At 63.8% G+C, this 25,710-nt stretch carries 37 protein-coding genes; 18 read left to right on the top strand and 19 right to left on the bottom strand.

Annotated elements, in window-relative coordinates; translation table 11 throughout:
• Positions 1–51: 51 nt before the first annotated feature.
• From BSL82_RS20500 to BSL82_RS10080, 19 genes are all read right to left on the bottom strand, one after another.
• The gene (locus BSL82_RS20500; RefSeq protein ID WP_158010817.1) at positions 52–213 is read right to left on the bottom strand and encodes a hypothetical protein; all 162 of its coding nucleotides are present in this window, start codon (positions 211–213) and stop codon (positions 52–54) included.
• A 12-nt stretch (positions 214–225) separates the two neighbouring features.
• On the bottom strand, positions 226–672 hold the full coding sequence (locus BSL82_RS10165) for a Bbp16 family capsid cement protein (RefSeq protein ID WP_072597350.1): 447 nt from the start codon (positions 670–672) through the stop codon (positions 226–228).
• A gap of 25 nt (positions 673–697) precedes the next feature.
• Complete coding sequence (locus tag BSL82_RS10160) at positions 698–1,699, bottom strand: major capsid protein (RefSeq protein ID WP_072597348.1); 1,002 nt, start codon at positions 1,697–1,699, stop codon at positions 698–700.
• A gap of 12 nt (positions 1,700–1,711) precedes the next feature.
• Positions 1,712–2,404, bottom strand: a complete 693-nt coding sequence (locus BSL82_RS10155; protein WP_072597335.1) for a hypothetical protein — start codon at positions 2,402–2,404, stop codon at positions 1,712–1,714.
• On the bottom strand, positions 2,397–2,711 hold the full coding sequence (locus BSL82_RS10150) for a Bbp19 family protein (protein ID WP_072597333.1): 315 nt from the start codon (positions 2,709–2,711) through the stop codon (positions 2,397–2,399). The genes BSL82_RS10155 and BSL82_RS10150 overlap by 8 nt, the downstream gene beginning before the upstream one ends.
• 45 nt (positions 2,712–2,756) lie before the next feature.
• A complete protein-coding gene (locus BSL82_RS10145; protein WP_072597331.1) occupies positions 2,757–3,881 on the bottom strand; it encodes a hypothetical protein in 1,125 nt (374 codons plus the stop codon).
• Between the two features lies 1 nt (position 3,882).
• Entirely contained in the window at positions 3,883–4,188 is a 306-nt protein-coding gene (gene gp10 / locus BSL82_RS10140; protein ID WP_072597329.1) for a capsid staple protein, read from the bottom strand.
• Positions 4,188–5,882 carry a portal protein gene (locus tag BSL82_RS10135; protein WP_072597327.1) on the bottom strand — a complete coding sequence of 565 codons (1,695 nt, stop codon included), beginning with the start codon at positions 5,880–5,882 and terminating at the stop codon, positions 4,188–4,190. Before BSL82_RS10135 ends, gp10 begins: the two co-directional genes overlap by 1 nt.
• A 3-nt stretch (positions 5,883–5,885) precedes the next feature.
• Positions 5,886–6,206, bottom strand: coding sequence for a hypothetical protein (locus tag BSL82_RS10130; RefSeq protein WP_083579136.1), 321 nt, complete (start codon positions 6,204–6,206; stop codon positions 5,886–5,888).
• A 17-nt stretch (positions 6,207–6,223) separates the two neighbouring features.
• The gene (locus tag BSL82_RS10125) at positions 6,224–7,807 is read right to left on the bottom strand and encodes a terminase (RefSeq protein WP_226998423.1); all 1,584 of its coding nucleotides are present in this window, start codon (positions 7,805–7,807) and stop codon (positions 6,224–6,226) included.
• Positions 7,804–8,031, bottom strand: coding sequence for a hypothetical protein (locus BSL82_RS10120; RefSeq protein ID WP_072597325.1), 228 nt, complete (start codon positions 8,029–8,031; stop codon positions 7,804–7,806). The genes BSL82_RS10125 and BSL82_RS10120 overlap by 4 nt, the downstream gene beginning before the upstream one ends.
• Positions 8,031–8,495 (bottom strand): terminase small subunit-like protein, encoded by a 465-nt coding sequence (locus BSL82_RS10115; protein WP_072597324.1) that lies wholly within the window; start codon positions 8,493–8,495, stop codon positions 8,031–8,033. The genes BSL82_RS10120 and BSL82_RS10115 overlap by 1 nt, the downstream gene beginning before the upstream one ends.
• Positions 8,496–8,541: 46 nt before the next feature.
• Positions 8,542–8,850 (bottom strand): hypothetical protein, encoded by a 309-nt coding sequence (locus tag BSL82_RS10110; protein WP_072597322.1) that lies wholly within the window; start codon positions 8,848–8,850, stop codon positions 8,542–8,544.
• Positions 8,825–9,166 carry a hypothetical protein gene (locus BSL82_RS10105; protein WP_072597320.1) on the bottom strand — a complete coding sequence of 114 codons (342 nt, stop codon included), beginning with the start codon at positions 9,164–9,166 and terminating at the stop codon, positions 8,825–8,827. The genes BSL82_RS10110 and BSL82_RS10105 overlap by 26 nt, the downstream gene beginning before the upstream one ends.
• A gap of 19 nt (positions 9,167–9,185) precedes the next feature.
• Complete coding sequence (locus tag BSL82_RS10100) at positions 9,186–9,620, bottom strand: GIY-YIG nuclease family protein (protein WP_226998422.1); 435 nt, start codon at positions 9,618–9,620, stop codon at positions 9,186–9,188.
• A 113-nt stretch (positions 9,621–9,733) separates the two neighbouring features.
• Positions 9,734–12,136, bottom strand: a complete 2,403-nt coding sequence (locus BSL82_RS10095) for a phage/plasmid primase, P4 family (RefSeq protein WP_072597316.1) — start codon at positions 12,134–12,136, stop codon at positions 9,734–9,736.
• On the bottom strand, positions 12,133–12,795 hold the full coding sequence (locus BSL82_RS10090; protein WP_072597314.1) for a hypothetical protein: 663 nt from the start codon (positions 12,793–12,795) through the stop codon (positions 12,133–12,135). The genes BSL82_RS10095 and BSL82_RS10090 overlap by 4 nt, the downstream gene beginning before the upstream one ends.
• Positions 12,795–13,028, bottom strand: a complete 234-nt coding sequence (locus tag BSL82_RS10085; protein WP_072597312.1) for a hypothetical protein — start codon at positions 13,026–13,028, stop codon at positions 12,795–12,797. Before BSL82_RS10085 ends, BSL82_RS10090 begins: the two co-directional genes overlap by 1 nt.
• Entirely contained in the window at positions 13,015–13,206 is a 192-nt protein-coding gene (locus BSL82_RS10080; RefSeq protein WP_072597310.1) for a carph-isopro domain-containing protein, read from the bottom strand. The genes BSL82_RS10085 and BSL82_RS10080 overlap by 14 nt, the downstream gene beginning before the upstream one ends.
• Positions 13,207–13,300: 94 nt before the next feature.
• Here BSL82_RS10080 and BSL82_RS10075 point away from each other — a divergent pair, with 94 nt between their 5' ends.
• The 18 genes from BSL82_RS10075 (at position 13,301) to BSL82_RS09985 (ending at position 25,678) form a co-directional block, all read left to right on the top strand.
• Positions 13,301–13,918 (top strand): S24 family peptidase, encoded by a 618-nt coding sequence (locus BSL82_RS10075; RefSeq protein WP_072597308.1) that lies wholly within the window; start codon positions 13,301–13,303, stop codon positions 13,916–13,918.
• Between the two features lie 203 nt (positions 13,919–14,121).
• Complete coding sequence (locus BSL82_RS21015) at positions 14,122–14,301, top strand: hypothetical protein (protein ID WP_072597306.1); 180 nt, start codon at positions 14,122–14,124, stop codon at positions 14,299–14,301.
• Between the two features lie 477 nt (positions 14,302–14,778).
• Positions 14,779–16,065 carry a DUF7666 domain-containing protein gene (locus BSL82_RS10060; RefSeq protein ID WP_072597302.1) on the top strand — a complete coding sequence of 429 codons (1,287 nt, stop codon included), beginning with the start codon at positions 14,779–14,781 and terminating at the stop codon, positions 16,063–16,065.
• Positions 16,065–16,337, top strand: a complete 273-nt coding sequence (locus BSL82_RS10055; RefSeq protein ID WP_072597289.1) for a hypothetical protein — start codon at positions 16,065–16,067, stop codon at positions 16,335–16,337. The genes BSL82_RS10060 and BSL82_RS10055 overlap by 1 nt, the downstream gene beginning before the upstream one ends.
• Positions 16,334–16,927 (top strand): SprT-like domain-containing protein, encoded by a 594-nt coding sequence (locus BSL82_RS10050; protein WP_072597287.1) that lies wholly within the window; start codon positions 16,334–16,336, stop codon positions 16,925–16,927. Before BSL82_RS10055 ends, BSL82_RS10050 begins: the two co-directional genes overlap by 4 nt.
• Before the next feature lie 187 nt (positions 16,928–17,114).
• Positions 17,115–17,621 carry a hypothetical protein gene (locus BSL82_RS10040; RefSeq protein ID WP_072597283.1) on the top strand — a complete coding sequence of 169 codons (507 nt, stop codon included), beginning with the start codon at positions 17,115–17,117 and terminating at the stop codon, positions 17,619–17,621.
• A 3-nt stretch (positions 17,622–17,624) separates the two neighbouring features.
• Entirely contained in the window at positions 17,625–17,939 is a 315-nt protein-coding gene (locus BSL82_RS10035; protein WP_072597281.1) for a hypothetical protein, read from the top strand.
• Positions 17,939–18,079, top strand: a complete 141-nt coding sequence (locus tag BSL82_RS20495) for a hypothetical protein (RefSeq protein ID WP_158010815.1) — start codon at positions 17,939–17,941, stop codon at positions 18,077–18,079. The genes BSL82_RS10035 and BSL82_RS20495 overlap by 1 nt, the downstream gene beginning before the upstream one ends.
• Positions 18,076–19,353 carry a DUF2800 domain-containing protein gene (locus BSL82_RS10030; protein WP_072597279.1) on the top strand — a complete coding sequence of 426 codons (1,278 nt, stop codon included), beginning with the start codon at positions 18,076–18,078 and terminating at the stop codon, positions 19,351–19,353. The genes BSL82_RS20495 and BSL82_RS10030 overlap by 4 nt, the downstream gene beginning before the upstream one ends.
• Positions 19,350–19,898: a DUF2815 family protein gene (locus BSL82_RS10025; RefSeq protein ID WP_072597277.1), complete on the top strand. Its 549-nt coding sequence runs from the start codon at positions 19,350–19,352 to the stop codon at positions 19,896–19,898. Before BSL82_RS10030 ends, BSL82_RS10025 begins: the two co-directional genes overlap by 4 nt.
• 193 nt (positions 19,899–20,091) lie before the next feature.
• Positions 20,092–20,289 (top strand): hypothetical protein, encoded by a 198-nt coding sequence (locus BSL82_RS10020; RefSeq protein WP_072597276.1) that lies wholly within the window; start codon positions 20,092–20,094, stop codon positions 20,287–20,289.
• 119 nt (positions 20,290–20,408) lie between these two features.
• Complete coding sequence (locus BSL82_RS10015; RefSeq protein ID WP_226998421.1) at positions 20,409–22,310, top strand: DNA polymerase; 1,902 nt, start codon at positions 20,409–20,411, stop codon at positions 22,308–22,310.
• A 2-nt stretch (positions 22,311–22,312) separates the two neighbouring features.
• Positions 22,313–22,768 carry a hypothetical protein gene (locus BSL82_RS10010; protein ID WP_072597274.1) on the top strand — a complete coding sequence of 152 codons (456 nt, stop codon included), beginning with the start codon at positions 22,313–22,315 and terminating at the stop codon, positions 22,766–22,768.
• On the top strand, positions 22,765–23,043 hold the full coding sequence (locus BSL82_RS10005) for a PDDEXK family nuclease (protein ID WP_072597273.1): 279 nt from the start codon (positions 22,765–22,767) through the stop codon (positions 23,041–23,043). The genes BSL82_RS10010 and BSL82_RS10005 overlap by 4 nt, the downstream gene beginning before the upstream one ends.
• Complete coding sequence (locus BSL82_RS10000; protein ID WP_072597272.1) at positions 23,040–24,434, top strand: SNF2-related protein; 1,395 nt, start codon at positions 23,040–23,042, stop codon at positions 24,432–24,434. The genes BSL82_RS10005 and BSL82_RS10000 overlap by 4 nt, the downstream gene beginning before the upstream one ends.
• Positions 24,431–24,895, top strand: coding sequence for a nucleoside 2-deoxyribosyltransferase (locus BSL82_RS09995; RefSeq protein WP_072597271.1), 465 nt, complete (start codon positions 24,431–24,433; stop codon positions 24,893–24,895). Before BSL82_RS10000 ends, BSL82_RS09995 begins: the two co-directional genes overlap by 4 nt.
• Positions 24,892–25,233 carry a MazG-like family protein gene (locus BSL82_RS09990; RefSeq protein ID WP_072597270.1) on the top strand — a complete coding sequence of 114 codons (342 nt, stop codon included), beginning with the start codon at positions 24,892–24,894 and terminating at the stop codon, positions 25,231–25,233. Before BSL82_RS09995 ends, BSL82_RS09990 begins: the two co-directional genes overlap by 4 nt.
• Positions 25,223–25,678 (top strand): dATP/dGTP diphosphohydrolase domain-containing protein, encoded by a 456-nt coding sequence (locus tag BSL82_RS09985; RefSeq protein WP_072597269.1) that lies wholly within the window; start codon positions 25,223–25,225, stop codon positions 25,676–25,678. The genes BSL82_RS09990 and BSL82_RS09985 overlap by 11 nt, the downstream gene beginning before the upstream one ends.
• Positions 25,679–25,710 lie beyond the last annotated feature (32 nt).

Below are 25,710 nucleotides of genomic sequence, written 5' to 3'. Positions count from 1 at the left end.
GGAAGGGGGCACGCGGCCCCCTTACCAATCATCTCCGAAGTCCGCCGGGGGTCAGGCCAGCGGTTCGGTCTTCGCTTTCGGTTCGGGCTTGGCCTTGGTCTCCTCGATGGCTTCGAGGTTCGAACCGGGCTGGCCGTTGAAGTCGACGATTGCGCCTTCCTCGACAATCGTGTTGCCGATGAAGGATTTCTTGAGAACGCGGTATTTCGCCACAGTTCAGGCTCCTTAGCTGCCGACGGTGTAGCCCGACGGGTAGAATTTCTTGCCGTCCTGCACGCCGTGGACGACGCCAGCGGAGAACTTGCCTGCGGTGAGCGGGCCGGTCGCGACGACGTAGTTGACGCCGAGATACCGCTCGCCCTTCGAGGCGAGCTGCGGGTTGATCCGCACGGCGATCTGCTTGCCGATGACCAGATCGGCTTTGCCGATAGGTCCGCTGGTGCCGACCACGATGGGCGAACCGAGCGCGCTGTCGTCGTCCACGACGACTTGGAAGTCGACCGTGGCGGCACCGGCGGCGGTGGCCGCCTCGGTGACCGTGAACAGCACGTAGAGGTTTTCACCTTCGCCAATGTCGCGCTTCTGCGACAGGTCGACCTTATCGGTGCCGACGGCCGTGGCGGTCACGGCCTGCGCAGTCGAGAAGGTCAGGAGTGCGTCAAAGATAGCCATTTGGGTTTCCTTTCCCTCCCGCGCCTTAGGAGACGAGGGCTTCGGTGTTGAGGATGCCGTCGGTCTTGCGGAGCGGCACGCCGTCGAACTCGGTCCACGTGGTCGAGTTGCCGAACTGGTTCAGACCCTTGACCGGGGCGAGGACGCTCGACGCCTTGGTCATCGCCTGGATGCGCAGCATCGAATGCACGGTGCGGTTCATGTAGAACGCAGCGCGGCCCATGTTCAGGTTCGGGATGCGGTCCAGCGCCTTCGCCATCAGCTTGATGACATCGGCCGCAGAGCTTTCGCCGACGAGGTTGGACACGTCGATGTTCGCGATGCGGACGACGTAGCGCCAGTCCTTCACGACCAGCCCGTTATCCCACTGGTAGAGGGTGCGGAGGGCCTGATAGAAGCCGCCGTTGCCGTCAGACACGCTCTCTTCGCCGAGGTCGCGATGCGAAAGACCGGCCTGCGACCCCTTCGGGAAGGGGCAGAAGACGGTGTTTTCGCCCCACACCACGAGATAGATCGAGGTGTTGTCCGAACCCGCGCCCTGTCCGTTGATGATGTTGTCGGCATTGCCAGCGGACAGCGAGCTGTAACGCGGCGCAAGGCCGAGGTACTGCTTCGGATCGGTGCCGGGGTTGCCGTAAAACAGCGTCGACGCCTGCGTCTGGTTCATCGCTTCGATGAACGCGACATCTTCCGACAGCCGGAAGGCGGCGGTGTTGCCGTTGAGCTGCGCCAACTTGCTGTCGATGTGCGAGCGGGCTTCAAGCATACCGCAGGCTTCATCGACCTGTGCCGTGGTCGACTTGCTCGGGGGCACGCCTTGGTTCAGTGCGCGCCAATAGACCGTCGGCAAGCCGGTGCGGATCGTGGTGCGGTGTCCCGTGGGCAGGTTGCCCTCGATGAACACGGCATCTTCAAGGATTTCGTTGGTCTGCGAGAGCAGCTCGCCGACCGCCGCAATGCTGCCATTCGGATCGAACCGCTTGGCGTGATCGGCGAGGGTGAGCTGTCCGGCGGAAAGAACGGCCATTGTCGTTACTCCTTAGCTGGCTGTTGCCGGGTAGAGGCGGGACGCAAGATCACGCGCCCCATGGGCCGCTCCGCCACCGGCGACGAAGCGATCTTCGGAAACTGTTGCGCCCGCTTTCACGAGCAAGCGGATGATCTCGGGGTGGTTGCCGAGGCCGGTCTCGTCGAGGAAGCTCGCGAGCTCCTTCGAGCCATAGGCTTCAAGTCCGCGTTTCGCGGTTGCCAGGCTGGTTTCGAGTTTGTCGCCGCCGAACTCCTTGTCGGTCTGGCTGGACTTGAGCCAGTCACCACGGATTTCGACGATGGCATCAGCCTGCGCTTGCGACCATTTTTCCTGTAGCTTGATGGCCGTATCGACGTACTTCTGCGCCTCGGCCTGCGGGAGATTGTGCTCCTTGGCGAAGGCTTTGAACTCGTCGAGCACTTCGGCGTCGAGCGTCACACCATCGGGCGCGGTAAAATCCTCATAGGCTTCGGGGGCACCAGCAGGTGCCTTTTCACCTTCACCCTCGCCGGGGGCTTTCTCGCCCTCACCGGCACCGGGTTCTTTTTCACCTTCGCCCGAGCCGGGCGCGCTTTCACCTTCGCCCGAGCCGGGGGCTTTCGGTTCGCCTGCGGTCTCAGCGCCCGTCAGGAGCGTGCTGTCCTCACCGGGCGCGGGAGCGCCTTCGGCCACGGTGTCAGCGGAGTTCACGGCGTCAGCCATTTTGATCCTTGCCAGTCAGCACATCGACCAGCCTTTCGGGCGCGTGCTCGGTGACGAGAGCCAGAAGCCTCAAACCGATGTTGCGCTCGCCTTCGCGGAAGGCGGTGCCGAGCGCCTCGCCATTGAACGAGGACCGGAACACGCCTGCCTGCTCAAGCAGCCGTCGCACCATGCGGCGGCCCCGAAGGTCGGCCATGAGCCATTTGACATCTCCGGCTTCGGTGGAGGCGAGGAGCTCGGCTCGGGCGGCGCGGGCCGCATCGTCCTGTTCCTGCCCCTGAATGTCGAAGGGGTCGAAATCACTCATTGCCGGGGACGATAAGCCACGACCGACAGGGGTATGCGGGCGGGGTCAGGCCGCGAGCATTTCCGGGGTGACAATGTTGGTCGCCACCTTGCCGAACAGCGTGTGGTAGGTGATCGACTGCGCCTGCCGTTCGCTTATCCAGCCACCGCGCGCCGCGTAGGCGTCGCGTGCCGCTAGCGTAGCGTGCTGCACCACGGTCATGCCCGCGTGCTCCTTCTCCTCAACATGGTGGCGGTGCCCGCAATGCGCGTATCGCTTGGTGGTCGTGCCCCACATTCTCGGAAACTGCGCAGCGAATAGCCCCGGAAGCGCAGCGTTTTTGCTGAGATGCCCGTGGTGGAACGCGAGCATCGTCTCGCCGTGCTGGTAGGCGTAGTAGGGCAGCTCGCTATCGTCGACAGTCAGACGCGGTTCATTCTCGTAGAGGGCCGCGAACATCTTTCGTAGCCACACCGAAGAGGCGAGATCGTGGTTGCCCTCGGCCATGATGAGATGGACGCGTTCATGTTGTGCAAGGGCCGCATCGACGACCCGGCGGAGCACGCGGATAGCTGTTTCGACCATCTTGCCGAAGCGGCCGTCAGCATCGAGCAGATGGCCGCTCGTCGGCGTGACCGCCGACAGTCCATCGAAATGCAGGAAATCACCGAGCTGGTTGACGATGGCCGTTTGCGCGCGCGGCGCACCGGCCATCATGGCTGTGAAACTATCCGCCAACAGCCGTTCAGCTATCCGCAAATCCCAATCAGCGCCGCCCTCGCGGTGCCAGGCCAACATGCCGACGTGGCAGTCTGTTAGCGTGTAAACGTTCAGCAAATCGGCATTGCCGGAGGCCGGTGCGGAGACAGGGGCAAGGCGCGGCAGCTCCTCGACAAGCGCGCCGAAGGCCGCGTCGAAGGCATCGTTATCCGGGTGCTGACGTTCCCACACGCGTTCAACGTCACCATGGGCATTGCGCTGGATAGTAACCTTGCCCATCCGGTAGCCAGGGGCGACGCCACTGTCGAAGTGGCCGGGGGCGTGACCGCGTGCTGCTGCAACCCTGAGTCGGTTTTGCAGCGCGCTTCGTGAAATGCCCAAGGCTGTAGCCGCCGCGCTGACAGTGCCGTGTTCCGCAACAGCGGCCAGCGCCTCCGCGCATTGCGCGTCGCTCAGAGCTTTTTGCGCCATGTTATTCGCCGTAAAGGGCCGTGGCTGCGTCGCTGCTTTTGGGCGGGGCAACCAGTTCCATGTGCGTGATCTGGAGCTGGAGGTAGATTTCCTTCCGCTCGGCCCCGGCGTGGTCGATTTCGGTCGAGACGCGGCGCACGACAGCGGCGGCGTTGATGCCGACCGGCGTGCCCACCTCAGGGGCGGACGTGATGCCAAGAGCCTTGGCCTGTTCGTCGTTGAGACTGATGCAGAGACCGTAGATGTCGGGCTCGCAGCAGGGACGGTTGTGGTCCGGCTGGACTTTGGTGAGATCGACGAGGGCCATTAGTAGGACTCCGCTGAGGGCGAGTTATAGCCCGAGAACATGTTCATGATGTCGGTGAGCGCGTTCGAGCCCCCGGCTTGGGTGGGGGCGTTGCCGAGTTTGTTCGCGGCTCCGGCCATCTGCTCCATCTGCGCCGCCTGTTCGGCACGCTGCTGCGCCTCGGCGCGTTGCTGGCGGATGAGTGCGACCTCCTTGTCAGCGACGATCAGATCGGGGTCGACCCCGAGGCTATCGCTATAGGCATCGACCCACTTGTCGCCGTTGAACTTGTCGAGCACGTCGGGCTTGAACTGCGCGACCACGCCGAGGTTCGAGACGAACCTGTCGACCGCTGCGGTGCCCACGGCACGCTGCGCCTGTGCCAGCATCGAGACGAACTCGACGCGGATCGGCTGCTTGTCCATCTCGGGCGGCGGCGGCGGCAAAGCTCCCGCTTCGAGCAGATCGGAGAAGGTAAGCGCGATCTGTGGTTCGAGCATCTCGTTGTGAAGCCGCTCCAGCACCGGGCCGAGCATGAGGAGCTTTTCCTCGTGGCGTTCGGCGATTTCGGTAGCAGTGCGGCCCGTCGTGTCGAGCTGCGAAATCATCATGAAGAGGTCGGCGAAGAAGGCCGAGTTAATGCGCCCACGCACGTCCTGAATATCTTGCAGCAGATAGTTCAGGTCGAGCCGGGCATCGAACAGCGAGCGAGCACCGCCAGGCACGCCGCCCGTGGTGTCGTAATAGCTGACGCCGCCCGGCATCATATTGACCTCTTGGCCCTTCGCCGAGGTCGGCAGGGCAATGGGCGGTTTGGTCTGGTAGTCGATGGCCTGCGCCTTGCGGAGCTGCTCGTGCTGGAGCTGCTTCACGTCGCCAAGGGCTTCCATCGCCGGTGATGCGCCATAGGTGTCGTTGGCGGTGACGTGCCAGCGCGGAGCTAGCACGCGGAACTCGCGCATTCCGCTTTCGCGCAAATACTTGTTCGGCGTGGAGCCCGCCTCGAAATAGCAGGAGCGGTACGCCATATTGAGCGCATCGCGGCGCGATGGATCGCGGTCTGATCGCGGCTCGATGGCGTGGTAGATCGTAATCCACTGGTCGAGCGACCCGCGCTGATAGAGGCCCTGCGTGCCGAGCGTGCAGTTCTCCAGTCCGAACTCTGCAACGAGCGGGGCGACCTGCATCTGAAACTCTCGGTAGAAGGTGTTTACACGGCCATCCCAATCGGTCGCGAGCGCGTATTGCCCGGCCGTCATCGGGTGGTGGTGCTGCACCGTCGCAAAGCTCGGCATGACGAGCGACGCGCCCGTGCCGAACAGGCCGAGCTCCTCGTACATCATCTGAAAAGCGCGGTAGGTGTTCGAGCGAGAGAACACTTCAAGGATCAGCTTGCCGACATCATCGAGCCAGGCACGCGCGGAGTGGTGCTTGGCCAGGTCGGGGTCAGCCGTCGTCATGCGCAGCCAAGGCCGCGCGGGACTGGTCGCGCCCGACAACATGCCCGCGCCGAGGATGCGATGCGCGCGGGTCGCGGTGCTGTCGTAGATATTGTTGTGGCGACGCTCGCCACGGTTGCGGTCAGTGACGAGAAAGCGCCCCATGCGCGGCTGGATATAGGTGGAAAGCTCCTGCCAATGCGAAAGCCATGAGGAACGCTCGGTCTTGAGCTGCTCCCATCGCGATAGCTGGAGATGCCGGGGGGTGGCGGCCATGGATTACTGGCCCAACAGCGTTGAGCGGCCGAGGAGCGAACTGTCCACGCTGGCACCCTGCGCACCGGTGAGCATGGTGGAGCCAATGCCGCTTGAGGCAGCACCGGAGCTGGACGCGAAAAGAGAACCGATATTCGGGCTTTTCTGGTTTGCGGCGTTTACTGCCCGGTCGTTCGCTGCCTTCGTTGCAGCGGCCTCGGCCTCGGCCCGCCGTGCGGCCTTCTTCTGCGCCTTCTGTGCCTGTGCTCCCTGATAGATCGCAGCACCAGTGCCGACGGTGGCGGCAGCGGCACCTACGACAAGGGCGGTAACGGGGTCACACAAGGCATGGTCTCCTAGCTCTAGGCGTAGGGATCGTAGTCTTTCGGTTTCGAGCTATGCGGGCGGAGCTCCTTGGGCAGCTTCGGCGTGCGGACAAGAGCAAGGATGTACGCCGATGCGCGATCCGGAGATCGGCCAATGCGTGCAATGATCTGCTCGCGGCTCTCCACCACAATCTTCGGCCCTTGCAGCGACCATTTTGGCGCGGTCAGCTCCGCCAGCAGTTCGGGTTCGTTGGGCAGCGCCGCGCCGGTGTTGTTGGCCGGGTCCAGCCACTCGCGGAACTTCCACCACAACTCGGATCGCATGTTGGGGAAAGAGAGGCGGCCGGACTTGTCGGTGCCGCGCGCGGTCTCGCTGACGTTCACGCCGATGACCTGCTGGTGCGCGCTGATGAGAAAGTCATATGGAGAGGCCCCGACGCCGATCACGTCGATGTGGATGGGTGCCTGATCGCGCATGGAAGCAATGACGAGCCCCGCCACCGCCGGGCCGTCGGGAGTCTGCGTGCCGGGATGGAGCAGCGTCTTGTCGAACCAGTTGCCGTGCAGCCGGGCGATGGTCGTGTTGTCCTTGCCGCCCCGCGCCACGTCAACGCCAAGGCTGTCCATCGGCGGCTTGACGGCGTGCTCTTTCCAGCGCGCCATCGCGGCCTCCACCCATGCGGTCGGGATGACCTGCCACGGGTCGTCTTCCATGCCAGCGGCGAAATCACCGTTGAGCATCTGGCTGCGCAACGGTTCGGGGAGTGCTTGGAGCGTCGACATATAGCCAGTCCCGAATAGGTGTGGGTTGTCGGTGATCCGCGACGGGATGAAGGTTCGCGATTTGGGTGTGATGATCTCGGTCGGCGCATAGTCGGCCGGGTCGAAATCGTAGCAGGGCTCGCCATCAACGAGCACGAACGGCTCGGGGCCGTCGACCCAAACGTCTTTCGACCCGCCCTGCGCGTCGGGCACCATCGCCGCGTAGCGCAGCTCGCCCGGCAGGGCCGGGTTCGGGAACTTCTTGTCGAGCCAAGGAGCAAAGAAACTGATGATCCAACGCCCCTCGGCCGAGGTCGGCGGGTTGAACGTGAGGAGAGCCTGGCACTTCTGCGTCGGGTCGACCGAGCGCAGCCAGCCGAGCAGGAAGCGGACCTGTATCTCAAGGAAATTGGCCGCTTCGTCGAAGATGAGCAGATCGTGCGGGCGGCCCTGAAACTTCTTCTCGTCGCCGAGGATCGGGACCGCGCCGAACTCGATCTGGAGCGGCTTGCCGTCGAAGCGGCGCGTGCGCCAGATATTGTCCTTGCCGTTGTAGCCGTCGCGGTTTCCGAACAGCTCGGTGAAGCGGTCGAGGATACCGGTCAGCTCGGTGCCGACGCGGCGCAGCGCCATGATCTTCTGGTGGTGCGTTATCGACTTGCCGCAGGCGAGATCGGTCTTGCCGCCGCCGGCCGCGCCCCCAAAGCCGATGATGTCGGCCTTGCTCTCATAGGCCATCGTCTGCGGCCCCTTGAGCGGATACCACGGACGTTCGAAGCGTGAGACGAGAGCGACGAGCTCGCGCCGCTGCGCTGGTGTCATCGCAGCCCACTGCTCGGGCGTGACCTGACGCATCACACGAACCGCGCGATAATTCGGGCCGAGAGTATCTGGAGCGCGCCAAGGATCGCGGGAGCCGAAGGGAGCGCAGACCATGTGGTCGTGGCGGCCCCGTCGCGCGTCACTGCGGCGATGGCGACGCTGGATAGTTCGCCTTTACGGGCGCGCTCCAACATCGTTTCAAGAACGACAACCGTATCGGCTGTGACCGGCTCGGCTGTGATGACGCGGAGCTCGGCCATCAGCAGAGGTCCGAGATATCGTCCTTGGGCGGCGCGATGTTGGAGAGGATCGCGTTTACACGATCAAGCGCCGCAGCGTCGTCAACCTCTATCGGCCCACCGTTGGGGCCGCTGTGCTCGGCCGCGACGCGATCCTTGTAAACATCGGGCTTTGCGCCTTTCAGCAGGAAGATGAGCAGCGTGTCGCTGTAACGCTGGATCGTGCCTGTCGCTTCACCCTGATAGAAGACCGGCTCTTCGGTGCCGTCATGCGCCCGGCGCACGGCTTCGTCTTCGAGAACATCCGCGCCGAGCTTTTTGGCTTCTTCCCACCGGCGGGCAAAGTCGGGGTCTTCGGCACGCCACGTGTAAACAGTGTTGCGGCTCTCGATGCCCGCAGCCTTGCACGCCTTGGCGACGCTGCACGTCGACGCGAGCGCGGCCAAAAAGGCGATCTCTTTTTCAGGTGTCCTTTTGACGGTCATGCACGCAAATTACTGCGTGCAGAGGGGGCCTATGCGGGCGGGCGAGCTATTTCGTCAGCGGCATCGCGCGGATCGCTGCCGCTATCCAACGAGCGGCCTCCTGATGACCTAGTAGGCGTGCTTCTGTCCCCGGCCGTAAAGATGACTTCCACTGCGCTGCGATATTAGCCGCGACTTCTCGAACCTCCTCCGCGCTCATCGCGCCCGGCTCCGCAGCGGCTTCGAGCACCACGTCAACCACATCGAGATAGCTCTCCCACATCGGCCTGCCCTCGAACATGATATTCTCGGGGTGCCCATCCTTGCGGCACAGCGCACGCGCGGCGCGTTCACGCGGAGACTTCGGGGTCGCCATTGTCGTTATCCTCCTCGGTGCTCACACATACCGGACCTATGAGCGCCCGGCCGTTCATCTTGATGCGGACGCGCCGCCAGCCCACCGGGTAGGCGGCGCGCCTGCGGAACGAGACTATATCCGACACCGCGCCCTTGCTGATACCGAACATTCGGGCGACCGCCCGCTGCGGAGTTCCCTGCTCGCATAGCTGCCTGATCTGCTCGACCGCATCGTCGGTGAGCTTGGCGCGGGGGTGCTCCTCGCCGACCGGGATACCGTGCTCGCTGACACCTATGAGCCGGGTGCCTTTGAGGTCGATGATATCATCGCTCATCGCGCTGCCTCCAACTGTGTCATGCGCGGATGTTCAGGTCGGCCTCACCGACCGCCTGCGCTTCCGCTATCCAACGACTTTCCGCGATGCGCATCGCCCCCGGATCGTCGATGCGCTCCAGCAGCCAAAGGCGGGGTTGATGCCCCGCGCCAAGCAGCGCGAACATCCAACGCTTGCGGGCCTGCGTGCCGCTGCCGACCTTGGCATTATCGCGGCATTTCAGGTGCGTTACGAAACGACGGCCGATGTCCGTTGCGCTGCCGATGTACCGCACTCTGCCGTCAGGGTCGGAGAGAGCGTAAACGCCACCAAAGACGTGCGCCTCGCGCCAACCGGCAGCAGGGCGGGTGCCCGTTGCGCCGTCGGAGAAACGCCGGAGGGTGCAGGGCAGCTCGCGCTCCGCCCTCAGTGCCGTGATTACAGATAGGACAGATATGACGGGTTTATCTCCCACTGCCTTATATGTGCGTGTATCTGTGTGCTCCTCCTTATGTGTAATTTTTTGCATGTTCATTTTCCTTATCTATATGCGCGGAATATGGCCTGTCCTATCTGTCCTATCTGTAGTCAAAGCATGAGCATTTGCTCGCGAACACGCTTTTTTATGCGTATTCCGCCCATGCCGCGTGCTTGGGCACCGTGTCCTGCCGCTGGTTTTACCCGTTTCAATTTCGGGAACGCCACGCCAAGCGCGCGGCTGAAACTGTTCGACGCGCCGGGATGGTGGCCGTTCGATGCGCACCATCCCCGCCACACCTCGTAGAGGTCCGCGACCAGTTCGACCGCTTCCGGGTCGATTTCGCAGCACTCTTTCACGAACACTGCCATTGGATTGCCGAGTTCATACATTTCCTCGGCGTCGTCGAGACCGCTGGCGGGCTGGACGAAATAACCGCGCGCCTTGAGCCTGTCCCGCCCATCGAGCGCCCATCTGAATATCGCTGGCAGCTCGGCGAGGAGGCGGGAGGTCAGGCCGAGGTCTTCTCGCCCGAAGAACGAATTGAACATGGACAGGGTTATGAAGCGCCCCGGAAGCGCCCCCGATGCGTCGCCTAGGCGGGGCACCTCGTTGGTCAGCATGACCACGCGGGCCGCGAGCTGCCCTGTCCACGCCGTCTGGTTCTTGCGGTCGACCGTGATGCTGTCCTCGCCCGAAAGCATCAGCAGCTTCTCGACGATGGCCTGTGTGTTCACGCCTCCGCCGACGCGCGCATCGGGTATCAGGGCGACGAGCTTGCCTATAAGCGGCTGGAACCCGAAGTTGGATGTCATCGACGCCAGCGTCGGCGAAGCGACGTTTTCGCGCCCTATAAGCGCATTTATGACCCGGCCTATGGTGCCCTTGCCCGACCGCTTGGGGCCGACGATGAGGAACATCTTCTGCTGGCTGGTGTCAGGGGTGAGCAGGTATCCGAACATCTCCTGCAACACGCCGATGGCCTCGGCATCGTCGGGCCAGAGGGCGTGCAGGAATTTCAGCCACTCAACCGGCTCGCGGTCGCCGTCCCCCCATGCGAAGGGTAGCGTGTTGACACAGAAATAGCCCGGCGTGTGCGGCGTTAGTTTGCGTGTCGGGATGTGCAGCAGCCCGTCGGCAAGGGATACGATTTCCTTTGGGTCTGGCCCGTTCGCACCGGGGAGCCACGACGGCGCTTCTACGCCGCGCGCTTCGGCAACAGCGCGCAGCGCGTCCATTGTGCCGCTGATCTGCGCCTGCGTTGGCATGAACGGTTCTATGGAGGTGCGCCGCTTCTTCCGTTTCTTGCCGCCTTCGTCCTCGTCCTCCGAAACGTGCGTGACCTCTTTCTTGGCAGCGTCGAGGAAGCGCCAGATATCGGCCCTTATCTCTTCTTCCCCACGCTCCACATAGCAGGGGCCGTTGTGTTCGTACCAAAGCCCCCCGCTGCGCGCGAGCGTGTGACGGTCATCCTTGCGGAACATTCCGCGCATGGCGGCGCGCCCGAGGCCCATAAGGTCTTTGGGGTCCAGCACGCGCACCCCGGTCGACTCCTTGCCGTCTTCGCCCACCGGCGGCCCGAGCACCTCGATCTCGCTCTGCCAATAGCCGAGCGCATTGTCGAAGTCGGCATCGGTGCGGCCGTGGCAGGAAGCGTGCAGGCACTTGTAATGGCCCTGCTGATAGCCTTTGCCGCCAGCAGGGAAATAGGCCGTCTCAGTCTCGCCGCTGTCCATGCTGTGCCCGTCCTTCCACGGGCATTGGATAAAGAGCTGGCCGTCGCGCCCTTGGTCGAGCACGAGGCTCTTTTCCGCGAGCCATTTGGCGCGTTCATCTGGCAGGTCGAGGTCTTCGCCGCGCCGCCGGAGCGCGCCGCCCTGAACCTCGCCCGTGCCGAACTGTTCCGCGATCCGCGCCTTGAGGGCCGTGTAAACGTCTTCGCCTATGGTCGGGTAGAGCGCGGGCACGCTGCCCGCACTGCTCCATTCATAAGGCACGCCGCTGCTGTGCGTGCCGACTGCGATGAACTGCTGACCGTTGCCGAGGAACTCGACCATGCCGCCGTCGATGTGGACGACCGACTTGGCGATTTCGCCATCGACGAACACGGCCAGCAGCCGCTTGCCGCTGTTCGCGCGGGACCGGCAGGGCAGAGCCATGCCGAGCTCGGCTGTGATGAAATCTTCGATCTCCTGCGCCCGCTCCGGGTCCGGCACATCGATATCGATGCCGCGCAGGCGGCGGGTCTGGATGCAGATGCCGAGGCGGGCGTCTTTCGACCAGCGCGCGACCTGTGCCGCTGTCGTCCTGACCTCGGTCCATTTAGGGAGGCCCGCGATCTTGCCCGAGCCATTGACGATGCTCGGGGTCTTGCCCGCATCCTTCATCTTCGAATGTTCGGAGATCGGCACCGTCGGGTCGGACACCACGGGCAGCAGGTCTTCGAGCAGACCGGGGCCGCACAGATCGTCAGCGAGAATGGCCCAATCGGCGGGCGATGCGCCGTAACTCATGCGGCCAACCTCTCCGTGTTTATGATGTGGTGGCCCCACTGGTCGGCCATTGCCGCAGCGATACCGGGGAAGAACCGCGAGCGTTCGCGCCAGCGGGTGACAGCGGCCTTTCCCCAACCCGTCGCGCGATGGACGCGGGCTGTGCGTCCCTCAACGATATTGGTGGGGCTGAGCACCGGCAGGTTCCGCAACCAGAGGCAGGTGCGTTTCGTCTCGCCATGCCCGAACTGCCAAGGCTGCACGCTTTGCGAGGGCTCGCGATAGTCCACGATCCGGGCCTTGGCGTGCTTGTGCATGACCGGGTTTTCGACAGCGACGTGCGGAACGGGCGCGTTCCATAGCGCAGAGAAGAGCGCAGCGCCTTCATCCAGCTCGGCCCACATCTCCTCTACCGTGCGGCCGGGCGGTGGAACCGATAGCCAGCGAACGCCGCTGTTGCAGAGTCGGGTGCAGGGCGGATGCGCCACGATAAGCAGATGCCAGCCATGACCGAGCATGTTGCGGACATCACCGCGCATGTGGCGGTTGCTGCCCTTATCGTCGGGCAGCAGATCGCACGACCAGGCATCGAAACCACGCTCCAGAAAGGCATCGCGAACCGTACCGCTGAACTCGCACGCAACGAGGACGCGCGTGTTCTCGGCCCCTTCGATGAGCATTATGCGGCCTCCAGTACGCGCCGTATGTCGCGCGAGAGCATTTTGATGGTTTGGTCGGCATCCTTCGGACTACCGGCGAAGGGCACCTTGGCGACGAGCGCCCCGGCCCTAGTGATGACGACCTTCGGGTGCTTGCCGACGAGCTCCAGCTCCGCCGCGCAACCCCGCGTCGAGGCGATGCCGCGAGCGCGGGCAAGCACATCGCGGTGGAGCTTGCCGCTACTGGTCGCCACCGACCGACACCTCTTCGAAGCCTTCGAGCTGTTCCGCCGCGAGGATCGCGGCGTCGATCTGCGGCCAGCGCCAAGAGGGGATGCCATTCTTTTGCCAGCCCGCAACGGTCGACACGGGCACGCGCAGTGCCCGCGCGGCTGGCCGAATGCCACCGAAGTAGATAACAGGGTCGCGCATAGCGCCTCTCCGAATGAATGAAGTTCGATTATCGAACTGTTATCATTCGAATTAGGAACTTGTCAATTAATGTTCGATTATCGAACATGCCCATATGGAACCGACAGAAATTATCGCGCGCTTAAAGGCGCTTGGCGTACCCGCTAAACGTGTTGCCGAAGCTATCGGACGCTCTCCTCCGGTAGCGTCTAAATTGCTCGGGGCGACCGGTGAAGGGCGAGCCTTGAAGGCGCATGAGATTGCGCCACTCATCAAGCTTATTCGGGAATACGAGGCGGATACCGCCGCGCCAGCAGCACTGAGCGAATATGTGATGGTCGATGTATTGCCGACTTACGCGGGCATGGGCGGCGGAGGTAGTGCCGACGAAGAACACGAGCAGGCGCTCGTGCCGAGGCGCTTGGTCGAGGAACAACTGCGCGGCCGGGCGCAGGATTTCGTTCTGGTGAATGCCCGAGGCGATAGCATGGCTCCCGATTTCGAACACGAGGATCAAGTTCTGGTGGATAAGAGGGACCGCCTCCCGACGCAGCCAGGCCCTTTCGTTCTGTGGGATGGCGACGGTTATGTTATAAAGAACTTGAGCCGCTCGGTCGGTCGGATGGATGTTATTAGAGTGGCGTCGTCGAACTCCAAATACCCGGCCGATGAATTGCCTGCTGATAGCGTTCATATTCTCGGTAGGCCGGTCTGGTATGGGAGGCGTCTTTGAATCTGCGGAGCCGCAGAGGGTGGGGTCGCCTTTGGCTTGTCGCCTCTGTGGTGTGGGTGACCGGAGCCGTAATCGTGCTCGCACCCGGTTTATGGGACAACATTGTCCATTACCGGTGGGAGGCGACTAGTGAACCATGCACGTCGAGTGAACGAGAGCTAGAAAATGCGTTTAAACGATTATGGCCGGATCACGCGCCTTGCGTGCACAAGGAATGGCGCGCCGCGACGCCAGGCGAAGCCCTGCGGCTGGTGGCCGAGCCAGTTGCCATAGTCGCAGCCTTGCCGTTTGCGGTCGCCGCATCCATTGCCGCCGCGCTGGCTGTTCTGCTGCGGGGCGTTCTACCCGTGGCGAAGTGGGTTTACAGAGGCTTTTTGGAGTAGGACGATGATTCCTAAGATGTATCTAATGCTGGTTTTGGCGGCGCAACCCTTCGCTTGGGGCGCTGCTACACCGGCGGCAACAGCGCAGACTACGACACGCTGCTCTTCGATAGGGGCGACGCTGGATTGCACGACCACCCCGCCACCCATCGATTACGATGGCATGACAGATTCTATAATCGCGGGTGCCCGCGCAGAGCGCGCTAACCGTGAACGCGCAGCAGCGGCAGACAAGAGCCAGGCTCAGACCTACGCGGAGGTGTCCACTTTGGTTCGCTATGGCGAATGCAAGGACGCGGAGTTGGCCGCCATACGAGGCGGCGATTTGAGTTTGGCGGACGCGGTTAGAGTGAGTTGCAAGCCTGCGGAACAAGGTGCATCGCAACCCGCAAAATAGCTCTCGAAACAATAGTGTTCGATTTTCGATTGACATACGTTCGATAATCGAATTAAAGGTGTCCCCACAAGGAGGCACCTATGGCAACCCGCAAACCCAAGTCACCTGACAATCAAGTCACCGAAGCCGTAAAAGGTTTCGACAAGAACCTTGCTTGTCGCGGCTATCAATATGAAATTGGCAAGACCTTCGAGCACAAGGGCTCTGTTGTCCGTTGTGCAGAAGGTGGCTTTCACTCCGTCGAGGGCAACCCGCTCGATGCTTTCACTTACTATGGCCCGGCCGATAGCCGCTATGCGCTGGTAAAAGCGAGCGGCTCTATTTCTCGCGGTAGCGCGGGCGAAGACAGCAAGATCGCCTCTGCGGTTCTGCACATCGAAACCGAGCTGCGCATTCCCGAGCTTCTCAGCCGCGCTGTGAAATGGGTTCTCTCTTCAGCTAAAGAGAACGTGACGACCGGCAACCGCTCGCACGCCGCATCGACCGGCGACGGCTCGCACGCCGCATCGACCGGCAACCGCTCGCACGCCGCATCGACCGGCTACGGCTCGCACGCCGCATCGACCGGCTACGGCTCGCACGCCGCATCGACCGGCAACCGCTCGCACGCCGCATCGACCGGCTACGGCTCGCACGCCGCATCGACCGGCTACGGCTCGCACGCCGCATCGACCGGCAACCGCTCGCACGCCGCATCGACCGGCAACCGCTCGCACGCCGCATCGACCGGCAACCGCTCGCACGCCGCATCGACCGGCTACGGCTCGCACGCCGCATCGACCGGCTACGGCTCGCACGCCGCATCGACCGGCTACGGCTCGCACGCCGCATCGACCGGCTACGGCTCGCACGCCGCATCGACCGGCAACCGCTCGCACGCCGCATCGACCGGCTACGGCTCGCACGCCGCATCGACCGGCTACGGCTCGCACGCCGCATCGACCGGCGACGGCTCGCACGCCGCATCGACCGGCAACCGCTCGCACGCCGCATCGACCGGCTACGGCTCGCACGCCGCATCGACCGGCTACGGCTCGCACGCCGCATCGACCGGCTACGGCTCGCACGCCGCATCGACCGGCAACCGCTCGCACGCCGCATCGACCGGCGACGGCTCGCACGCCGCATCGACCGGCTACGGCTCGCACGCCGAGGTCAAGGGGAGCAGCTCCATCGCAGCTTCGCTCGGCATGCACGGCACCGCCAAAGCCGGTGAAAGCGGCGCGATCATGCTCGCATATTACGAAGGCGAGGCTTGGGCTCCTGTACTCAAGCGCGTGGCCGCTTTCATGGTCGGCGAAGAGGGCATCGAGCCTGGCAAGACCTACCGCCTCGGCGCGGACGGCAAGCCGGTGGAGGTGGCATAATGTCCGCCCTCCAGCAGCAAGCCGTCCGGCCCGATCACAATGCGTTGTTCGAGGCTTGGGATGCAGCAGACGCCGCATGGGGTCGCGAGCTTCACCGTCTCTACGGTGAGCGCGGAGATGACGCCCGGTACGGCTCTGCTGGAATGGCGACCTCGCGCCTGAAAGAACTGCGCGACGACTTCATGCGCACCGGCGATGCGTGGCGCGCGGCATATGACGCCCGCTTCGACAGCCAAAGCGAAGACCTTATCGCGGTGGAGTTGCGGGCATGACCGCGCACGTGAACCGCGAGGCGTGGCTCAATGCCTTTGCGCGGGAAGCCCGCCCGGCCTTTGATGAGGCTGGCTATCCGCTCCCCGAGAACGTGCGCATCGCGATTGGCTTCCCGTCGTCGGGCAAGCGGTCGAAGGTGATCGGTGAGTGCTGGACGGATGCCGCCAGCGCCGACGGCCACTTCGAGATTTTCCTCCGTCCTTCCCTCGAAAGCGACGCCCGGATCGCCGACGTGCTCACGCACGAACTGGTGCACGCCGCCGTCGGCATCGAGGCAAGGCACGGGGGGCCTTTCGCCCGGTGCGCTCGCGCACTCGGGTTGGAAGGTAAACTCACCGCGACCACCGCAGGCGAAGCCTGGCGCGAATGGGCGCTGCCGATCTTGGAAAAGCTTGGGCCGCTGCCTCACGCACCGCTGACCTCTGCGAACCTCTCTTCGGCCAAGCCGAAGCAGGGCACGCGGATGCTCAAGCTGACCTGCAACAAGTGCGGCTTCACGTGCCGCACCACCCAAAAACACATCGACGCCGCTGGCGACGGGCTCATTTGCCCGATCCCGATCTGCGACGGCGATCTTGAGAGGGACTGAGCGTGTCGTTCCGTATCCATAAAAGCGAGGACGGCCCGTCTTGGGGCGAAGTCATCTGCGATGCCTGCGGGCGGGGCTCCCCGCCAGCCGCCGAAATCATAGCCGGACATGGACTGAACAACATGGGGTGGCGCTGCTCCGGCGGCACGCACTTCTGCCCCGATTGCACGCCGAAGGAGAACGATCAGTGACGCATATTACCCTCAACCTCGTGGCTGATAGCGCCGCCGATCTGCGGCAGACGATCAGCGAGCTCGCTGGCATCATCGCCAACACGACCAGCGTAGCTGAGGCCATCAACGCGGCGCAGGCCGAGAAGCCCGCCGAACTCAAGAAGGAGCGGGCGAAGGCCGAGCCAAAAAAGCCGGAGCCGAAAGCTGCGCCCACTGCGACGGAAGCGGCTGGTTCTACGGAGACCGAGACCTCGGCCCCTGCGGATGCCAGTACCGACCCTGCGCCATCTGCGGAGCCGCAACCCGATACCTCGTCTGCGGAAACCACTTCGGCTGATACTGCGGCAGTCACTTATGCCGATGTGCAGGCGGCGGTAACGCGGCTCGCCAGCGCGACCGGCAAGGGCCGCGACGCGGTGCTCGCGGTTTTCGAGCAGTTTGGCGTCGATCACGGTTCCAAGCTCTCCGAGGAGCAGTGGCCCGAAGCCATCGCGCTGCTCGACCAGGCACGGGAGGGCTGAGCCATGTACCTGCCAGCCTATCTCATGGCGGTGTACGGCGTTGCCTATGCTGGTCTCTTCGGAGCCTTCATCTGGCGGCACCAGACAGCCAAGCGCCACGTCGCTGATCTCGAAAAGCTGAACGGCACGCTCGACGCCGTGGCGCGTTGCTGGCGGGCACAGGCCCGCAAGCTCTCCACGCAGCGGGACAGTGCGCTCGATGCCGTCGAGGAACTCAAGCACCTCAACAGCAGGCAGCGCGTCGAGCTCGACAGCCTGCGCACGTCCGCCCACCGCCGCGACCCGAAGACGGGCCGCATCCTGCCGAGGGGTGCGTGATGACCGCGAAACAAATAATCGATGCCGCCTGCATCGTCTTTTCGCTCGGGCTCTCCGCTTACGCCCTGAAATGCGCCGGAGAGTGCCAGTACGACAAGGCCGCGTTCTTCATGGCCTTTGCCGCGTGGATGCTCGTATGACCGCGCACGCACGGCTCTCCGCCTCGGGGGCGCACCGCTGGATGGCGTGCCCTGCGAGCCTCACCCTTGAGGCCCGCTACCCGGAAAGCTCATCGGCCTACGCCGATGAGGGGACCGCCGCCCACGAGCTTGCCAGCATGGCGCTCGAAGCCAATCTCGACGCCGACGCCTACATCGGCCGGGTCATACCGGTCGGCGACCGGCAGTTCACCGTCGACGAAGATATGGCCGGGCACGTCCAGACCTATCTCGACGCGGTGCGCGCTTACGGCGACGGGCACACGCTGCTGGTCGAGCAGCGCGTCAGCTACGCCAGTTATCTCGGTGTCGAGATCGGCGAAGACGGCTTCGGCACGTCCGATGCCATCGTCATCACCGCCGACGGCCGCGAGCTGCAAGTCCATGACTTGAAATACGGCCGTGGCGTGCGGGTCGATGCCGAGCACAACGAGCAGCTCCAGCTCTACGCGTTGGGCGCGTTCGATCAATACGGCCTGGCTTATGCCTTCGAGCGGGTACGCATGGTGATCCACCAGCCGCGCCTCGGTGCGATCTCCGAATGGGATTGTACTGTTGAGGAGCTGCTCGCCTTCGCCGACAGCGCGAAGGTGGCGGCAGAGCTCGCGATGCGCCGCGATGCGTACAACCCGCAGACGGGCGAGGGGCTAAGGCTCCAGCCGACCGAGAAGGGTTGCCGCTTCTGCAAGGCCAAGGCCGACTGCCCGGCGCTCGCCAAAGAGGTCGCCAACACCGTCACCGGTAAGCCGGGCATCGACGACATCGAGGATTTGACACAGGCCACCGCCGATCTTGCGATGACCTACAGCGATGCCCTCGGCCGCAAGATGCAGATGGTCGATCTTGTCGAGCAATGGTGCAAAGCCGTCCGCGCCCGCGTCGAGGCCGAGCTGTTCGCTGGCCGCGATGTCGATGGGTTCAAGCTCGTCGAGGGCCGCCGGGGGCACCGTGCCTGGCGCGACAAGGCCGAGGCCGAGGCACTGCTCAAGTCTATGCGCTTGAAGCAGGAGGAGATGTACGACTTCTCCCTCATCTCGCCGACGACTGCCGAGAAGCGGCTCAAGGATAGCCCGCGTCGGTGGGTCAAAGTCCAGCAGCTCATCACCCAACCGGAGGGCAAACCCTCGGTCGCGCCCGCGTCCGACAAGCGCCCTGCGCTCAACCCGGCGGCCGACCTCGAAGACCTTACCGCCGCAACCCCTGTCGCCGCCGGGGTGCACCCGTTCCGCGACCAGTACCAAGGAGCACTCGCATGAAGATCAAGTTGAAAGATGTCCGTCTCGCCTTCCCGCAGTTGTTCGAGGCGAAGTCCGTGAACGGAGGAGCCGAGGCGTTCTCGGCGAGCTTCATCATGGGGCCGAACCACCCCTCCATCGCCGAGGTCAACGCTGCCATTGAGCAGGTCGCCAAGGATAAGTGGGGCGCAAAGTCCGCCGATATCCTCAAGGGCCTGCGGGCGCAGGACCGTGTGTGCCTGCACAACGGCGACACGAAGACGCAATACGAGGGCTTCGAAGGCAACTTCTTCGTCTCGACCAGCTCAAAAATCCGCCCGCTGGTTGCCGACAAGGATGGCTCGGCGCTCTCCCCGTCGGACGGCAAGCCATATTCGGGCTGCTACGTCTACGCGACCATCGAGCTGTGGGCGCAGGACAACAGCTTCGGCAAGCGCGTCAATGCCGAGGTGAAGACGGTCCAGTTCTTCCGCGATGGCGATGCCTTCACCGGCGGAAGCCGCCCGGCCGACCCGGATGACATCGAAGACCTCACCGCAGGGGCCGACGCAGGCGCGTTGGCCTGAACGAGATAGCCGGTCGGGGTTTCCCCTTTCCCTGACCGGCCGGAGCCGTCGCCCTTGGTGCCTCTTGAGGCGGCGGCTCCACTCCCTTCCGGCGAGGGACGGATAGCGAAAGCGGGCTTGAAGCAAGCGCGAGGCCCGTGGCGTCCAGACGCCCTGCATAAGCATCCGCCCCTCACCTGAAAGGAGATCACTGATGGCGAACAGCCGCGCGAGAATAACAATCCCCGGAGAGCCCGCCCACCTCGGTATCGAGCTGTCGACGGTGCCCTTTAGCGGGGAAATGCTGGTCGCAATCCGCCAGGGTGAAGCGGCACGGCCCGATTGCGTCGTTCTCAGCAGCGAGCAAGCCCGCGCGCTGCGCAACGCGCTGACCGAGGTGCTTGGCGCGTGATCCTCTATCTCGACCTCGAAACCTACAGCGAAACGCCGATAAAGCACGGCGTCGCGAAGTATTCAGAGCAATCCGAAATCCTGCTTGTGGCATGGGCTCAGGATGATTTCCCGCCCATCGTGAGCGAGGGCTGGCATCCGATCTTCAATGAGGCTGTCCGCGAAGCCGAGAAGATCGTCATCCATAACTCATTCTTCGACCGCACGATGCTCGCCGCGCACGGCGTAGATATCCCGCTGGAGAAGACGCACGACACGATGGCGCAGGCGTTAGCGCACGGCTTGCCTGGCGGGCTTGGCGCGCTCTGCGAAATCCTCGGCGTGCCAAGCGATGACGCCAAAGACAAGGAGGGCCGCCAGCTCATCAATCTGTTCTGCAAACCCCGGCCGAAGGCCAGCGAGCTGCGCCGCGCGACGAAAGAAACGCACCCGGATGAGTGGGCGAAGTTCGTTTCTTACGCGGGTTCCGACATCACAGCGATGCGCGAAGTGTTTAAACGCTTGCCTGCGTGGAACTATCAGGGTGCCGAGCTCGCGCTATGGCAGCTCGACCAGACGATCAACCGGCGCGGCTTTGCCGTTGATGTCCCGTTTGCTGCCGCAGCGGTCACCGCCGTTGAGCGCGAGCAGAAGCGGCTCGCCGCCCGCGTAAACGAAATGACCGAGGGTGAGGTCGAAGCAGCTACGCAGCGCGACAAGCTCCTCTCGCATCTTCTGGAAATGTACGGGGTCCGCTTGCCCGATATGACGAAGGGCACGCTAGAGCGTCGCCTCGGTGATCCAGAATTGCCCGACCCGGTGCGCGAGCTCATCGCTATCCGGCTTGAGGCATCGACCACCAGCACTGCCAAATACAATGCGCTGCTCGGTGCCGCATCGAGCGACGGCCGTCTGAGGGGCGGGCTCCAGTTCTGCGGCGCGGCACGCACCGGCCGGTGGTCTGGACGTTTGTTTCAGCCGCAGAACCTCCCCCGGCCGAAGCACAGCTCCGAGGAGATCGAAGCGAGCATCGATGCGATTACCGGTGGCTGCGCTGATCTCCTGTTTTCCGATGTCATCGCCCGCGCTTCGTCCGCGATCCGTGGCGCGATCATCGCGCCGGAAGGCAAGAAGCTGGTCGCCGCTGATCTTTCGAACATCGAAGGCCGGATGCTGGCCTGGCTGGCAGGCGAGGAATGGAAGCTCCAAGCGTTCCGCGATTTCGACGCGGGCACCGGCCCCGATCTCTACAAGCTGGCCTATTCGCGCTCTTTCAATATCACGCCGGGCGACGTGACGAAGGACCAGCGCCAGCTCGGCAAGGTGCAGGAGCTTGCGCTCGGCTATCAGGGCGCGGTCGGTGCCTTTGCGTCGATGGCGGCGCTCTACGGGATGGAGCTGCCCGACGAGCAGGTGCTCGCGCTGGTCAAGGCGTGGCGCAGGGCGAACCCGAAAATCGTCAAGTTCTGGTACGGGCTGGAGGAGACCGCTGTGCAAGCGGTGTTGACGCCCGGCACGACCCTTTATTTCGGCCAGCTTAAACTCCGTCGCGATGGCGCGTGGCTGCGCATCGAACTGCCATCCGGCCGGGCGCTTTGCTACCCGTCGCCTAAGCTGGTCGCGGGAACGCGGCCATGCAGCGAGTGCGGCGGTTTGGGTGTTGATAAGAGCACCGAAGGGCTCGAACGGTGCCCCGCCTGCCACGGCAAGGGGCGCGTCTATTCCGGCCGCGATGTGCTCTCCTACATGGGCACCAACCAATACACCCGGAAATGGGAACGCATCATGACCTACGGCGGCAAGCTCGCCGAGAACGTGACGCAGGCCGCCAGCCGGGATGTGATCGCGCACGCGATGCCAATAGCCGAAGCGGCTGGCTTCGAAGTGGTGCTCACCGTTCACGACGAAATCGTCACCGAGACCCCCGACGACCCCAAATGGAGCAAGGAAGGTCTCGCCGAAATCATGGCGACAAACCCGGCATGGGCTCGCGGCCTGCCGCTGGCCGCCGAAGGGCTCGAAGCAAAAAGGTATGGGAAATAACAATGGGTTGGGAATCTCTCGACTATTACCCCGGCAAGCGCGCGAAGAAAGAACCGTTGCCGGACGGCATACGGGTCGGCATCACCGGCAACCGCAAGACCTCGCACGGCGTCATCCAGATGACTATCGGCGCAAACCTTGCGCGCAAGCTCGGCCTGCGCGCGGATCGGGAGAGCGTCGCGCTTCTCGTCGGCGACGGTGCCGAGGCCGGGATGCTCGCAATCGCATGGTCTCCGCACGGCACCGGCCCGTTCGCAGCGAGCGGAAAAGGCCAAGGCGGACGGTTCGTGCTGCGGCTCAACCACGCCAGCGTGGGCGAGATTTTCTCGTTCGACTTCCAACCGTTCGCAGTCACGCGGGTCGAGGTGCTGGAGGGCCGCGACGGCCAGCCGAGACGCATCGTGTTCAAGCCCGACACCGTGATCTGGCGGCGCGACGATCTGGAGCTGGCGGCATGATCGAAGCGGCTGTCGAGCAGCACCTCGTCGACCGCGTGAAAGAGGTCGGCGGAGAAGTACGCAAGCTGTCGTGGCCGGGCCGCCGTGGTGCGCCGGATCGCGCCGTCATGCTCCGCCAATGGGGCGTGATCCTCGTCGAGTTGAAGCGCCCCGGCGGAAAGCCGGAACCGCATCAGGTCCGCGAGCACGACCGGCTCCGTGCCCTCGGCGTACCGGTCGAGGTGCTCACGACCAAGCAGGATGTCGACGATTTCATCGAGAGGCGGACGGCGTGATCTACACTCCCCGGCCCTATCAGAAGTTGATCTCGGCGCACGAGCTGGAGCTGCCCCGCGCTGGCGTTTGGGCCGGAATGGGCATGGGCAAGACGGCTTCGACGCTCTCGTCGCTGGACACGCTCTCGCTCACCGAAAACCGCCCCGCGCTGGTGCTAGCACCGTTGCGCGTCGCGCGGTCGACGTGGCCGGATGAGGTGGCGAAGTGGTCGAACCTGTCGCACATGGAAGTGCGCCCGATCATCGGTTCCGCTGATGAGCGCAAGGCTGCGGTGCGTGACCGCAACGCCGGTGTGTTCACGACCAACTATGAGAACTTGCCGTGGCTGGTCGACCATCTCGGCGACCGCTGGCCGTTCGGCACGGTCGTTTCCGACGAAAGCACCCGCATGAAATCGTTCCGCCTCGGCGGATCGGGTGGGCGGCGGGCGCGAAGCATCGCGAAAATCGCGCATACGAAGATCAGCCGGTGGATCAATCTTACCGGCACTCCGAGCCCGAACGGGTTGCAAGACCTGTGGGGGCAGACGTGGTTCTTAGACGCCGGAGAACGGCTCGGGCGAACCTATACGGCGTTCGAACAGCGGTGGTTCCGCAAGGGCTATAACGGCTTCGGCTTGGAGCTTCTGCCATCGGCGCAGGAGCAGATCGAAGACCGGCTGCGCGACCTGCACATCACGCTCGACCCGAAAGACTGGTTCGATCTCAAAGAGCCGAACGTCGTGCCGGTGCCCGTCGAGCTGCCCGTCAAGGCGCGCGCGCAGTACCGGGCGATGGAACGCGAGATGTTCATGTCGATTGGCGAGCATGAAATCGAAGCGTTCAACGCGGCAAGCCGCACGATCAAGTGTCTCCAGATCGCCAACGGCGCGGCCTATGTCGGTGGCACCGATAGCGAAATTGCCAGCGACGTAGCACCGTGGGTCGAAGTCCATGACGCCAAGCTCCGGGCGCTGGAGAGCGTCATCGAAGAGCTGAACGGCGCGCCGCTGCTGGTCGCCTACCATTTCAAATCCGACTTGGCCCGGCTCCAGAAGGCGTTCGGCTACGGCCGGGTGCTCGACAACGACCCGCAGACCATCCGCGACTGGAACGCTGGCAAAATCCGTCTGCTGTTCGCGCACCCTGAGAGCTGCGGCCACGGCCTCAATCTCCAAGACGGCGGGCACAACATCGCCATCTTCGGCCACTGGTGGGCGCTGGAGGCATATCTCCAAATCCTCGAACGTCTCGGCCCGGTGCGTCAGCTCCAGTCCGGCTACGACCGGGTGGTCAACATCTTCAACATCTACGCCGTCGATACCGTCGACGAGCTCGTCATCGCTCGCCGCGCCGGAAAACGGTCGGTGCAGGAACTCATCATGGAAGCAATGAAGCGGAGGGAAATATGAACACCGTGTATCTTGCCGGGCCTATATCCGGCCTGAATTATCAGGGCGCGACCGACTGGCGCGATTATGCGCGCGAGGTGCTCGCCGCCAACGGCATCAAGGGCCTCTCACCGATGCGCGGCAAGTCGGCGCTCGCCGGTCTGGATAAGCTCGGGCACAAGCCAGAGGATTGCGGTCATCTCGCGCACCTCACGCCGCTCGCGACGCAGCGGGGCGTCATGACCCGCGACCGGTTCGACGCGACGCGCTGCGACGTGCTGCTGGTCAATTTCCTCGGCGCGACGGCGGTGTCGATGGGTACGGTCATGGAGATCGCTTGGGCCGACAACTGCCGCATCCCTATCGTCTGCGCTATGGAGCTAGGCAACGTCCATGAGCACATCATGCTCTGCGAGGCCATCGGCTACCGTGTCGACACGCTGGAGAGCGCGCTCGACATCGTTGTGAGTATCCTCGGATGACGGCCTTCCGCAGCCTGCACGCGGCGAATATTGCGCGGCAGCAGGAATGGGCTGGCGGCAACAATCTGTCGCTCGCCTACGCGGGGAACGAGCTCGCGGGCGAGGTGGGCGAAGCCTGCAACGTCATTAAGAAGCTGGAGCGAGAGCGGCTCGGGCTGCGCGGATCGCGAGATACGCTGGAGCATCTGGCCGAGGAGTTGGCCGATGTCGTCATCTGCGCATACCTCGTGGCGCTGCAAGCAGGCATCGACCTCGATACCGCGATCCCTCTCAAGTTCAACGCCACATCCGAAAAGGTCGGACTGGCAACACGCATGGAGGTTCCCGATGTCAGATAGCAAACCGACGAACCCGAAAGACGCCATCGCGTCGGGCAAGCTGCCCCTGCATCTGGTGCCCGATGCGCTCAAGGCTTATTGCGCCCTCGCGCTCGCCGAAGGCGCGATGAAGTACGGCACGGCGAACTGGCGGGCCGCCGGGGTGCGAACGTCCATTTATATCGCGGCGCTCGGCCGCCACCTCGGCAAGTGGTGGAACGGAGAGGAATGCGATCCGGTGACGAAGGTGCCGCACCTTGCGAACGCCGTGGCGTGCCTGGCTATTATCATTGACGCCAAGCATTCCGGCAAATTGACGGACGACCGGCCGCCAGCACAGCCCGATTTGTCGGCGCTGATCGATGGTTTCGCCGCCAACGTCGAGCACCTCCAGCAGCTATTCGCGGACAAGCACCCGAAGCACTGGTCAATCAACGACAATATCCCCGAGGAGGCGCTGGCCTGAGTGCTGGCGTTTAAACGCAATGAACAACAAGG

This window comes from Tardibacter chloracetimidivorans, from assembly GCF_001890385.1.
Lineage (GTDB): Bacteria > Pseudomonadota > Alphaproteobacteria > Sphingomonadales > Sphingomonadaceae > Tardibacter > Tardibacter chloracetimidivorans.
Note: the sequence above shows the minus strand (reverse complement) of the source record. Positions and strands in the feature narration are given on the sequence as shown.